The 11,709-nt window shown below is 71.5% G+C and carries 10 protein-coding genes; 7 read left to right on the top strand and 3 right to left on the bottom strand.

Features of this window, described 5'->3' with window-relative positions; all coding sequences use genetic code 11:
* Positions 1-29: 29 nt before the first annotated feature.
* The gene (locus tag ACFJGV_RS15955) at positions 30-605 is read right to left on the bottom strand and encodes an acireductone dioxygenase (RefSeq protein WP_378144968.1); all 576 of its coding nucleotides are present in this window, start codon (positions 603-605) and stop codon (positions 30-32) included.
* A gap of 172 nt (positions 606-777) precedes the next feature.
* Here ACFJGV_RS15955 and ACFJGV_RS15950 point away from each other — a divergent pair, with 172 nt between their 5' ends.
* From ACFJGV_RS15950 to ACFJGV_RS15930, 5 genes are all read left to right on the top strand, one after another.
* Positions 778-1,893 (top strand): substrate-binding domain-containing protein, encoded by a 1,116-nt coding sequence (locus tag ACFJGV_RS15950; protein WP_378144967.1) that lies wholly within the window; start codon positions 778-780, stop codon positions 1,891-1,893.
* Positions 1,890-3,554, top strand: coding sequence for a sugar ABC transporter ATP-binding protein (locus ACFJGV_RS15945; protein WP_378144966.1), 1,665 nt, complete (start codon positions 1,890-1,892; stop codon positions 3,552-3,554). The genes ACFJGV_RS15950 and ACFJGV_RS15945 overlap by 4 nt, the downstream gene beginning before the upstream one ends.
* Positions 3,551-4,600 (top strand): ABC transporter permease, encoded by a 1,050-nt coding sequence (locus ACFJGV_RS15940; RefSeq protein ID WP_378144965.1) that lies wholly within the window; start codon positions 3,551-3,553, stop codon positions 4,598-4,600. The genes ACFJGV_RS15945 and ACFJGV_RS15940 overlap by 4 nt, the downstream gene beginning before the upstream one ends.
* Before the next feature lie 63 nt (positions 4,601-4,663).
* Complete coding sequence (locus ACFJGV_RS15935; protein ID WP_378144964.1) at positions 4,664-6,028, top strand: Nramp family divalent metal transporter; 1,365 nt, start codon at positions 4,664-4,666, stop codon at positions 6,026-6,028.
* 136 nt (positions 6,029-6,164) lie between these two features.
* On the top strand, positions 6,165-6,674 hold the full coding sequence (locus ACFJGV_RS15930; protein ID WP_378144963.1) for a hypothetical protein: 510 nt from the start codon (positions 6,165-6,167) through the stop codon (positions 6,672-6,674).
* Positions 6,675-6,812: 138 nt separating this feature from the next.
* On the opposite strand, the gene ACFJGV_RS15925 is transcribed toward ACFJGV_RS15930, so the two are convergent.
* The gene (locus tag ACFJGV_RS15925) at positions 6,813-7,823 is read right to left on the bottom strand and encodes a hypothetical protein (RefSeq protein ID WP_378144962.1); all 1,011 of its coding nucleotides are present in this window, start codon (positions 7,821-7,823) and stop codon (positions 6,813-6,815) included.
* 209 nt (positions 7,824-8,032) lie between these two features.
* Positions 8,033-9,157: a hypothetical protein gene (locus ACFJGV_RS15920; protein WP_378144961.1), complete on the bottom strand. Its 1,125-nt coding sequence runs from the start codon at positions 9,155-9,157 to the stop codon at positions 8,033-8,035.
* A 155-nt stretch (positions 9,158-9,312) separates the two neighbouring features.
* Between ACFJGV_RS15920 and ACFJGV_RS15915 the strand changes: the two genes are divergently transcribed.
* Together ACFJGV_RS15915 and ACFJGV_RS15910 are read left to right on the top strand one after the other, a co-directional pair.
* Positions 9,313-9,894, top strand: coding sequence for a PadR family transcriptional regulator (locus ACFJGV_RS15915; RefSeq protein WP_378144960.1), 582 nt, complete (start codon positions 9,313-9,315; stop codon positions 9,892-9,894).
* Positions 9,895-9,916: 22 nt separating this feature from the next.
* Entirely contained in the window at positions 9,917-11,695 is a 1,779-nt protein-coding gene (locus ACFJGV_RS15910) for an ABC1 kinase family protein (protein WP_378148747.1), read from the top strand.
* Positions 11,696-11,709: the final 14 nt, after the last annotated feature.

Here is an 11,709-nt window from a genome sequence, read left to right as displayed (position 1 = left end):
GGCGCGGGGGTCTCGGCGTGCGGTCCGGATCAGGCCGGGACGGAGGCCAGCTCGTCGTGCGTGGCGAACGTCGACGAGATCTCGCTGCCGGTGAAGTTGCCCACCCAGCCGTCGTCGTCGTGGAAGAAGCGCACCGAGACGTAGTCGGGCTTCAGCCCCATGTCGAACCAGTGGGTGGTGTTCACGGGCACGGAGATGACGTCGCCCTGCTCGCAGAAGACGGCGTAGACCTTGCCGCCGACGTGCAGGTAGAAGACGCCGGTGCCGCGGGCGAAGAAGCGGTCCTCGTCGTCGTCGTGCTGGTGCTCGTTGAGGAACTTCGCGCGGCTGGCGACGGCCTTCTCGCGGTACTCGTCGCTGTCGGAGGGCACCATCGTCATCACGTCGACGTAGGTGTAGCCGTGCTCGGCGTTGACCGCCGCGATCTCGTCCGCGTAGGCGGCGAGCACCTCGTCCTGGGTGGGGTCGGCGGAGAGCTCCTTGACCTCCCAGCGGCTGAAGCGCGCGCCGAGCCCGTTCAGCTGCTCGGTGATGACGTCGACGTCACGGGTCTGGAGGACGGGCGTCTCGGGATCGGTGTCGTTCCACACGGTCAGTAGGGTCATGCATACATGGTATTCCGCTCGCCACCGGCGAGTCGCGCACGGTAACACTGCGCAACATCGATTTCCCGCGCCCCCCGCCGGACGCTTTGATGGTCGAGCACCACGCTCCTCCTCGCCGCCGATGTGGCCGGTGAACGCCCCGCACTCGCTCACAGCACCCGAAGGACCCACCATGGCACTCTCCCCCCGAGCACGAAGGCTCCGCTCCGTCGCGGTCACCGCCGTCGCCGCCGCCTCCCTCCTCGCCCTCAGCGCCTGCTCGCAGTCGAGCACCTCCCCCGCGAGCACGTCGGGCGGGCAGGCAACACAGCCCACCGCATCCGCCCCGCTGCCCGCGCCCTTCGACGGCGACCCCGTGAAGGTCGCCCTGGTGCGCCAGAGCGGTGCCGGCGACTACTTCGAGGCGTGGGGCGCCGGCGCCCAGGCGCAGGCGAAGGCCGCCAACATCGAGCTCACGGTCACGGATGCGCGCAACGACAACGCGAAGCAGGCCAGCGACCTCGAGCAGGCCATCGCCTCCAAGCCGGCCGCGATCATCATCGACCACGGGCAGACCGACACCCTCCAGCCGCTGGTCACCGAGGCCGTCGCCGCGGGCATCCCGGTCGTCGTCTACGACCTCGCGCTCACCGACACGAAGGGCGTGATCAGCACCAGCCAGTCGGACGAGTCGATGGCCAGCGGCGTGCTCGACCAGCTCGTGAAGGACGTCGGCGACGGTGCCAAGGTCGGCTACGTGTCGGCCACGGGCTACGCGGCGCTCGACCGCCGCGCCGTCGTGTGGGACCAGTACGTGAAGGACCACGACCTCGACGTGGTGTTCTCGACCGGCAAGGTGACCGAGTCGACCGCGACCGACAACATCCCGCTCGTCGACGCGGCCCTCAAGCAGAACCCCGACGTGCAGGCGATCTTCGCGCCCTACGACGAGATCACGAAGGGCACCGTGCAGGCGGTCATCCAGAACAACCTGCAGAGCAAGGTGAAGGTGTACGGCATCGACATCTCGAACGCCGACATCGAGGTGCTCACGCAGGACGGCAGCCCCTGGGTCGCCACCTCGGCGACCGACCCGGCCGCGGTCGGCGCGGGTGTCGTCCGCTCGCTCGCCCTGAGCCTGGCCGGACAGCTCGACGAGACTGAGGTCACCTTCCCGGCGATCACCGTCACGCAGCAGTTCCTGCTCGACAACAGCATCACCAACGTGCAGCAGCTGCGCGAGCAGGAGCCGACCCTGCTCCTCGACGACACCGTCACGGCGGATTGGCTGCCCGCGGTCTCCGGATGACGATCGGATCCCCCGCGCCCGACCGGCGCACCCCCGCAGAGGGGCACGACGTCCCCGTCGTGTCCCTCACGGGCGTCTCCGTGGCCTACGGCTCGAACCTCGTGCTGCAGGACGTCACGATCGACTTCCGCGCGGGCGAGATTACGGCGCTCCTCGGCGCGAACGGCGCCGGGAAGTCCACGCTCATCAAGGCGCTCTCGGGCGCCAACTCGCGCTACGAGGGCACGGTCGAGCTGGGCGGAGAGACCGTGCACCTCTCCTCCCCCACGCAGGCCCGGCAGCTCGGCATCTCGACGGTGCACCAGAAGGTCGCCGACGGCATCGTCCCCGGCCTCAGCGTCGCCGAGAACCTCACGCTCGACGACCTGGCGGAGGCGTCGCGGCATCCGCTGCGCTCGCGCCGACGCCAGCGCGACGATGCCCGGCGCGCCCTGGCGACCCTCGGCCTCGACTGGCCCGACGCGGTGCTGGCGCAGGATGCGGCGCTGCTGCCGATCTCGGATGCCCAGCTCCTCGTGCTGGCCCGGGCCCTGCGCACGACCCCGCGACTCCTCATCCTCGACGAGCCGACCTCCGCTCTGACGGCGGCCGAGGCGGAGCGGCTGTTCGGCGTGCTCACGGCGCTGCGGGCATCCGGACTCTCGATCCTCTACGTCTCGCACCGCTTCGGCGAGATCGAGACGCTGGCCGACCGCGTCGTGGTGCTGCGCGACGGGGTGCTGCAGAGCGACTCGGTGCGCCCGTTCGCGTGGCACGAGATCCTCCACGACATGCTCGGCCGCGCCACCGCGGTGCAGCACGACCGCGGCACGACGTTGCGCGGCACGGAGGCGGTGGCGAGCCTCGACGGTGTCCGGCTGTTCGCCGAGTCGGCGCCGCTGTCGCTCGAGATCCGATCGGGCGAGGTGCTGGGTGTGCTGGGGCTGATCGGCGCGGGCAAGACCGAGATCGCCGAGCTGCTCGCCGGGCTCGCGCGCCCCGCGTCGGGCGGCCTCACGCTCGGCGGGCGGGCCTTCGCGCCCAAGCGGCCCGGCGACGCCCTCCGCGCCGGCGTCGTGCTCGTGCCCGAGGACCGTCAGCGGCAGGGCATCCTCCCCGGCTGGTCGGTGCTGCGGAACATCACGCTCCCCTTCCTCGCCGAGTCGAGCGCGCTCGGCGTGCTGCGGCGACGCACCGAGCGGACGCGCGCCGATCGTGTGATCGACTCGCTCGACGTCGTCACCACCGGCCCGGACGCCTTCATCGACGACCTCTCTGGCGGCAACCAGCAGAAGGTCGTGGTCGGACGCTGGCTCTCGGCCTCGCCGCGCGTCGCCATCCTCGACGAGCCGTTCCGCGGCGTCGACATCGCCGCTCGGCGCGAGATCGGTGCCCGGCTCGCCACGCTCGCGGGCGACGGCGGCGCGGCGGTGGTGCTCTCGAGCGACGTCGACGAGATCCTCGAGGTGGCCGACCGCATCGTCGTGCTCGTCGGCGGCGAGATCGCGCTCGACGCCTACGCCGACGAGGTGGGCCGCGCCGAGGTGATCGGCGCGTTCCTCGGCGCCGACCACGCGGTCGACGATCCGGGATCGCGGCTCGCGCGCCCCGGCGCGCCCTCCGCCTCCTCCGGTTCCGCCTCAGACGACCCCGAACCCTCCCCCGAAAGGACCGAAGCATGACCGGCCCCACCCTGGCCCGGCCCGCGGCCACCGCCGGCGAGCGTGTCTCCGCGTTCGTCGTGAAGTGGGGGTTCATCGCCGTCACCGTGGCGCTCATCCTCTACTTCGTGATCACCGAGCCCAGCTTCCGCACCGTCGACAACGTGTTCGGGATGCTCAAGTTCATCGCGCCGACCGCCATCGCCGGACTCGGTGTGATGCTCGCGATGACCGTCGGCGGCATCGACCTCTCCGTCGGCGCGAACGCCGGCTTCGCGGTCTCGATCGCCGCGTGGACGATGGTCATCGGCAACCAGGTCGGCGGCATCGCGGTGTCGGTCGTCCTCGTGTGCGGTCTGCTGATCGGGGCGGTGAACGCGTTCCTGGTCGTCGTGGCGCGCATCCCCGACCTTCTCGCCACCCTGACCACGATGTTCGTCATCGTCGGCCTCAAGCTCATCATCGTCGACGGGAAGTCGATCTCGTCGCAGATGACGCTCTCCGACGGCAGCACCGCGCCCGGACGCTTCACCGCCGACTTCCTCTGGCTCGACCGCGGATCGATCGGGCCGGTCCCGGTGCCGGTCATCCTCTTCTTCGTGCTCACCCTCATCCTCTGGTTCGTGCTCGAGCGCACCCTTTGGGGCCGCGCGCTGTTCGCGGTGGGGACCAACGCGGAGGCGGCACGGCTCGCGGGCGTGCGGGTGCAGTGGTACCGCACCGCCGCGTACATGGCGTGCGGATTGCTCGCCTCGATCGCAGGCCTGCTCCTGGCGGCGCGCATCGGGCAGGGTGACGTCAGCGCGGGCAACTCCCTGCTGCTGGATGCGGTGGCCGTCGCGCTCGTGGGGGTCTCGGTGCTCGGCATCGGGCGACCGAACGCGTGGGGCACCGCCCTCGGCGCGGTGCTCATCGCGGTGATGGTCACCGGGTTCTCGATGCTGGGACTGCCATACTACGCGCAGGACTTCGGCAAGGGCGTGGTGCTGCTCATCGCACTGCTGTTCAGCTTCACGTTCTCGCGGCGTCGCACGGTGGTGACGGCGGGGTCGACCACCTCGTCCTGAGGTCATCGGGTGGAGCTCGTGGAGGGGCTTTAGGCGCGCCTAAAACTGCTGTACGTTTTAGGTGTGCCTAAAGATGTCGCCGACACTGTCGACTCTCCCGCGCCCTCGCCGCCGTCCGCGGGGCGGCGTCCTGCAGGGCTCACGCCGCGGTGGTGGCACTCGATCGCGCTGTTCGGGCCGGCGTTCGTCGCCGCGATCGCCTACGTCGACCCCGGCAACGTCGCCGCCAACCTCACGAGCGGCGCCCAGTTCGGTTACCTCCTGGTGTGGGTGCTGGTGCTGGCGAACGCGTTCGCGGTGCTCATCCAGTACCAGTCCGCCAAGCTCGGGGTGGTGACCGGGCGCACCCTGCCCGAGCTCGTCGGATCCCGCTCCCGCACCTGGACCCGCCGCGCCTACTGGGTGCAGGCCGAGGTGGTGGCGGCGGCGACCGACGTCGCCGAGGTGATCGGCGGAGCGATCGCCCTCAACCTGCTGTTCGGGCTGCCGCTCGTGCTCGGTGGACTCATCGTCGGGGTCGTCTCGCTCGCGCTGCTCCTCCTGCAGGCGGCGAGGCGGCAGCGGACGTTCGAGTTCGTGATCGTCGGGCTGCTCGCGGTGATCGCGATCGGCTTCCTCGCCGGCACGTTCGTGGCGCCGATCGACTGGTCCGCCGCCGCCGAGGGTCTCGTCCCGCGGTTCGACGGCACGCAGTCGGTGCTGCTCGCCGCGAGCATGCTCGGTGCGACGGTGATGCCGCACGCGATCTACCTCCACTCCGGGCTCGCCCGCGACCGCCACCACTCCGACCTCGCGGATGCGGCGGAGTCGGGGGGTCATGGCGACGCCTCCCCCACTCACGAACCCGCTCCGCGATTCGCCGCTGAGCCCTCGCGGCTCCGCACGTTGCTCCGCGCCACGAAGGGCGACGTCGTGGGCGCCCTGGTCGTGGCGGGCGCCGTGAACATCGCGATGCTGCTCCTCGCCGCTGCCGCGCTGCGGGGTGTCGAGGGCACCGACTCGATCCCCGGGGCGTATCACGCGATCCAGTCCGCACTCGGCCCGGTGGTGGCGACGGTCTTCGCTATCGGCCTTCTCGCCTCCGGTCTCGCGTCGACGTCGGTGGGCGCCTACGCGGGCAGCGTCATCATGTCGGGGCTGCTGCGCGTGCGCGTGCCGCTCCTCGCCCGGCGGGCGGTGACGCTCATCCCGGCGCTCGTCATCCTCGCGCTCGGCGTCGACCCCACCTACGCGCTCGTGTTGAGCCAGGTGCTGCTGAGCATCGGGATCCCGTTCGCGCTCGTGCCGCTCTTCCGACTCACGGGCGACCGCACCCTCATGGGCGAGTTCGCCGACGGCACGGCGAAGCGCATCCTCGCCTGGACCGTGGTCGCCCTCATCGTCGCCCTCAACCTCGTCCTCATCGTCCTCGCCCTCACGGGCGCCTGATCCACCCACGCTCTCCGCGCATCCCGTCACCCCCGGTTTCGCGCCCTCTCTGGCGTTTCGCGTCCCCATCGGGCACGCGAGACGCCATTCCGGGCGCGAGAACCGGCAGCCCTGCGGATCACGGCAGGATGGAGGGATGAGCGAGAGCGCGTTCGCCGTCGGGTCGATGGTGCGATTCCACGAGATCGTGTCGGCGCGCACGGTTCTCGAGGCGCAGGATGCGATGCTCGCCGAGCTCCACGCCGAGGGCTTCCGCGTGGCGCCGGAGGTGTACGCGGACGGGATCTGGTCGGTCCGCTACGCCGACATCGGCGACGACAGCAAGTCGGGCTGGAGCGAGTGGGCGCTCGAGGTGGTCCCGCTCCTGTCGCTGGTCGGCGTGCGTCGCCACATCGCCCGCTGCGCCGTCCCCGTCGCCGTCACGCCGACCGCGACCGGTTCGCGCCTCGTCACCCGCGTCGTGTGGGGCTTCCGCGGCGAGGGCGGCAGCGTGCGCTACGCCGCGCGCCGCGTCAGCGACGCCGCCGAGCGCGCGACGGTCCGGCTGGGTGGCGTGCACAGCGAGCAGCTGAAGCCCTTCGACGGCGACGCCCCCGTGTTCGAGAAGCCGTTCAACCGCCTCACGGGCTGGCGCCACCGCCGCTAGCGTCCCGCCACGGCCCCTCGCGAACGCAGGTGACCGTCGAAAGGTCGCCTGAGAGCACTCACGCCGCGCGTCTACCGTCATCTCCGCGCTGACGGTACCTTTCGATGCCCATCCCGCCCGTCCCGCTCCTCGGGGCCCTCACGCGAGGGCTCGAACGCGGGCGATCTCTGCTCGCTCCGCATCGCGCGAGAGCTGCATCTCGCCCGCCTGCCGGATGACGTATCCGCTGACCGGATCGACCTGGTCGAGGCGCGAGTCGCCGGTGCGCGAGAGGGTGTAGCCCGCCGATGCCTCCGCGTTGCCGCGGCGACTCGCGAGGATCGCCAGCACGAGACTCCCCAGGCTCGACAGCAGGAGAAGTCCCAGCGGCAGCATCCAGAGGTCTCGCAGGCCCTCCGGTACGGGCGCGAAGCGGACGACGAGGAATGCGACCAGGCCCACCGGACCCAGCCAGCCCAACATCCGGATCGCACGCCAGAAGGCGACGCTCGAGACTCCCGGAAGGAGGATGCGCCTCCCCGGCGACGCGAACGAACGTGCCGGTGCGGAGACGTCGAGGCCCAACGCGGCTTGTCGGCGCCTCCAGATCTCGTCACGGGTAGCCTCGAGCACCCGACCCCGCTGATAAGGACCGGGTGTCTTGAGCACGGGGAAGGCGAATTCCACCGGATGCGCGGAAGTCGCTACCGTGACGGTCAAGGCCGGGTCGACGTAGTCGAACGGCCCCAGGTCGGGAGCTGCAGAGACGACCGCAACGGAGACGTTCAGCACATGCGGCCACGGGACGAGCAGCACTCTCTCGGGCTGCGTCGTACCGCGATAGACGCTGAGACCCGAGTCATCCGCCGCCACCGCGTAGGCCCATCCCATCTGCGAGAGCGGCACACGCACGACGTGTTCGAAGAACTCGTCCGAGCGCAGGTTGGAGCGAGCGGGCAGCACGAGACCGTCCGGGTGCAGTGCCTGCACGTGCACGATCCGGGACCGCGTCAGCCACTCCGTGTCAGCGAACCCGACGCCGATCAGCACGCCCACGACGAGAGGCACCGCCTCCACACCCGGTGCGAACGACGGCGGCAGGACGGCACGGAGAACGACAGCGACGGCGATCCCGACCGGGATGACGAGCAACCACAGCAGTGCGCCCACCCGACCACGACGAACCCGCCCCATCGGCCGCCCCTCTCCCCCGTGCTTCCCCGCGGAGATCCCCATCTTCGCACGGCTCAGCGACGACCAGACGCGCCTCGAGCACCCCCACGAACAGCGCTCTCCCGGCGGCGGGAGCCGCGGATTCTGGGGGTACATGCGGCTCCGAACCGACGGGCGGAGCGCGGCGCAGCCAGACGGACGGAGGCTCAGGCGAGGGAGCGGACCCGGGCTCGGGCGATGCGCTCCTGCTGCTCGGAGAGCTGGGGCGTGCCGGCGGCGCGCAGCACGTAGCCGGTGCGCGGGTCGACCTGGTCGAGGGAGGCGGGGCCGAGGCGGCTCACGGTGTAGCCCGCGCGGATCTCCATGCTCGTCACCACGCGCCGGATGATCAGCACCACGATCGCCGCGGCGACGAGCACGATGGTCACCCAGAGGAGCTGGTCGAGCATCCGGCCGCCGACCCAGCGCCAGCGCAGCGAGTAAGAGCCGACGTTGAAGACGACGGTGACGATGACCGAGAGCGTCGCGAGGCCACCGAGGATGCGGCCGACGGGCGTCCAGACCGCGGACGTCGGCCGCGCCACGATCCTGCGCCGCATCGGCGTCGCGTACGCCGCAGAGCCGGCAGCGCCCGCGCCGGCAGCACCCGCATCCCAGCCCCCGACCTGCGCCGCCCCCGCGGAGGACCCGGCGTACCGCGCCCGCATCTCCTCGAGCGCCGACCGCAGCGCGGCGATGCCGCGGGTACCCGGCGGGAAGCCGGGCGCCCCGGCGACCGCGAACGGGAGCACGACCGGGACCGTGCTGGTCGCGAAGCGCACCGCCAGACCCGGCCGCCGCGCCTGGTCGTTCACGAGCAGCGACTCCTCGGTGAAGCCGAGCACGTACGGCCACGCCACGTCGAGGATCGACCGGGCGTCGCTGCCTCCGTCGTACACGTGCATCCCGCCGGCATCGAAGGCCACGGCGTAGCTCACCGACGCCTGACTGCGGACCACCTGGCTGAACACGCCCGCATCCTCCCGGACGCGCACGGCGTCGACCACGATCGCACCCGGATGGCGCTCGGCGATCGCCTGCTGGCGGACGTGGCGCTGCCAGCGGTTCGCGATCGTCGTGCCGGCGGTGACCACGCCGATCCCGGCGCCGATGAGCGCAGCCAGCCACAGGGGGAAGTCGCGGGAGCGGGCGAGGAAGATCACCCAGAAGAGCACGCCGAGTCCGGCTCCAGCGGGGATCGCCAGCAGCCAGAGGAACGCCCGTCCGAATCCTGACGACGGCGGACGCCCCATCGCGGTCGACTCCCAGCCCTGCGTCCCCTGTGCACTCACGTCTCCGTACCCCTTTCAGGGTCCATTATGTCGACGCTGCGCCCGGCCCGCTCGACGGTGCCTGACGCGAAGATGGGAGTTCGCCCTCACCCGCCCTCCGACGACTTCGGTGTGCATATCGTTGAGTATCGTTCGGCGGTATCCAGGAGGGTGTCATGAGCAGATCGTTCTCGAGCAACGGGTTCAGCAGCAGCGGCTTCGGCGGGTCGAGGGGCGGCGGCATCGACGGCATCTGGGAGGCGATGGAGGAGTTCCGCTCCCGCTTCGAGAAGAAGGTGGGCACCCGTGTGGGTCGCGGCGACGTCCGCGCCGCGGTGCTGACGCTGCTCGCGGAACGCCCGATGCACGGCTACCAGATCATCCAGGAGATCGAGGAGCGGAGCAACGGCAGCTGGAAGCCCAGCGCCGGATCCGTGTACCCGACCCTTCAGCTGCTCGCCGACGAGGGCCTGGTCAGCGCCGACGAGTCGAACGGTCGCAAGACCTACGCGCTCACCGAGGCGGGGCTGGTCGTGGCCGCGAGCTCCGCGTCGAACTCGCCGTTCGCCACCGATTCCGCGGACGACTCCGACGACAGCGGTCGCCGCGGCCGCGGAGCCCTGCCGAAGGCCGGGTTCGAGCTGGCGCAGATCGCCGCCCAGGTGGGCCGCACGGGCACCCCCGAGCAGGTGGAGCAGGCCGTGGCCGAGCTCGAGGGCGCGCGCCGTCGGCTCTACGCGATCCTCGCCCAGGACTGACCGGGTGACAGCACCGGCACCGGTGGGGGCGGCGCCGCGGCCCGATCGCGGCGACTCCGTGCCCGACGCCCGGGTCTCGCGAGCTCGCTACCGGCGCATCCTCCGCTTCGCGGGCTGGAACCTCGCGGTCACCTGGTTCTTCGAGCTGCTGCTGCCCCGGGTCGGGCTGACCCGGGTCGCTGAGCGCACGCGCGCCAAGCGGATGCAGCGCTTCGCGCGCCGCTTCCACGTGCTCGCGGTCGACCTCGGCGGGCTCATGATCAAGGTCGGGCAGTTCATGTCGTCGCGCCTCGACGTGCTGCCGCCCGAGATCACGAAGGAGCTGGAGGGGCTGCAGGACGAGGTGCCCCCGGTGCCGTTCGAGGCCATCCGGGCCCTCGCCGAGGCGGAACTGGGCATGCCGCTGCCGGCGGCGTTCGCGTACGTCGACCCCGTCCCGGTGGCCGCGGCCTCGCTCGGCCAGGCGCATCGCGCCCGTCTCACGCCGCGCGACGCGGCCGACACGGGGCTCGACGCGGTCGTGCTCAAGGTGCAGCGACCCGGGATCGACACGATCGTCGAGGTCGACCTGGCCGCGCTCCGCCGAGTCGGGCGCTGGCTCAGCCACGTCCGCCTCGTCTACTCGCGAGTCGACGCGCCGGCGCTGGTGGAGGAGTTCGCGCAGACCTCGCTCGAGGAGATCGACTACCTGCACGAGGCCGCCAACTCGGTGCGCTTCGCCGAGGAGTTCGCCGGAGACCCGCGGGTGGGCGTGCCCGAGGTGGTGTGGGAGCGGTCCACACGCAAGGTGCTCACCCTCGAGGACGTCACGGCCATCAAGATCACGGATGCGGCGGGGCTGGCCGCGGCGGGCATCGATCCGGCCGAGGTGGCGCCGGTCTTCGCAGCGGTGATGTTCGACCAGCTGTTCACGAACGGGTTCTTCCACGCCGACCCGCACCCGGGGAACGTCTTCGTCACGCCGCTGCCCGGCGCGGGCCCCGCGACGAGCACGGGCACCGCGACGAGCGCGGCGCCCGCCGCAGCACCCGGAGCGGGCGAGACCGGCCCCGCCTGGCGCCTCACCTTCATCGACTTCGGCATGATGGGCACCGTCCCGCCGAACACCCGCAGCGGACTGCGCAAGATGCTCATCGCGGCCGCCTCGCGCGACGGGAGGGGCCTCGTCGAGGCCGCCCAGGACCTCGGCGTCCTGCTCGCCACCGCCGACACCCGCGAGCTCGAGCGGGCGCTGACCCAGCTCTTCGCCCGCTTCGGAGGGATGGGCTTTGCGGAGCTGCGCGAGGTCGATCCGCGCGAGTTCCGCGAGTTCGGGCTCGAGTTCGGGCACGTCGTGCGGTCGCTGCCGTTCCAGCTGCCCGAGAACTTCCTGCTCATCATCCGCGCCATGTCGCTCACCTCGGGGGTGTGCAGCGCCCTCGACCCGATGTTCAACCTCTGGGAGTCGGTCGAGCCGTACGCTCAGCGGCTCATCCGCGAGGAGCGTGGGAACGTGGCGTCCGACGTCGGACGTCAGGCTCTCGAGAACCTCGCGCTCGCCTGGCGGCTGCCGGGGCGTCTCGACGCGCTCGTCACGCGGGCCGAGGAGGGGTCGCTCTCCGTGACGAATCCGGCCCTCGAGCGAAGGGTCGCGCGCCTCGAGCGGACGATGAGCCGGGCCATCTCGGCCCTGCTGTTCGGCGCCTTGCTGGTGGCGGGCGCCGTGGTGCGTGCCGACGACGGCGTCGTCGGCACGGTGCTCATGATCGCCTCCGTGCTGCCCCTCCTGCACACGCTGTTCGGCGGCCGCCGCAGCGGCTGAGGCGGTTCGCGCCC

Origin of the sequence: Cnuibacter sp. UC19_7 (genome assembly GCF_042699995.1) — a bacterium.
GTDB lineage: Bacteria > Actinomycetota > Actinomycetes > Actinomycetales > Microbacteriaceae > Cnuibacter.
Note: the sequence above shows the minus strand (reverse complement) of the source record. Positions and strands in the feature narration are given on the sequence as shown.

What these genes read in the sequence shown, in the direction of transcription:
- ACFJGV_RS15955 (WP_378144968.1), bottom strand. Translation starts at nt 605, where the DNA reads ATGACCCTACTGACCGTGTGGAACGACACCGATCCCGAGACGCCCGTC.
- ACFJGV_RS15950 (WP_378144967.1), top strand. Translation starts at nt 778, where the DNA reads ATGGCACTCTCCCCCCGAGCACGAAGGCTCCGCTCCGTCGCGGTCACC.
- ACFJGV_RS15945 (WP_378144966.1), top strand. Translation starts at nt 1,890, where the DNA reads ATGACGATCGGATCCCCCGCGCCCGACCGGCGCACCCCCGCAGAGGGG.
- ACFJGV_RS15940 (WP_378144965.1), top strand. Translation starts at nt 3,551, where the DNA reads ATGACCGGCCCCACCCTGGCCCGGCCCGCGGCCACCGCCGGCGAGCGT.
- ACFJGV_RS15930 (WP_378144963.1), top strand. Translation starts at nt 6,165, where the DNA reads ATGAGCGAGAGCGCGTTCGCCGTCGGGTCGATGGTGCGATTCCACGAG.
- ACFJGV_RS15915 (WP_378144960.1), top strand. Translation starts at nt 9,313, where the DNA reads ATGAGCAGATCGTTCTCGAGCAACGGGTTCAGCAGCAGCGGCTTCGGC.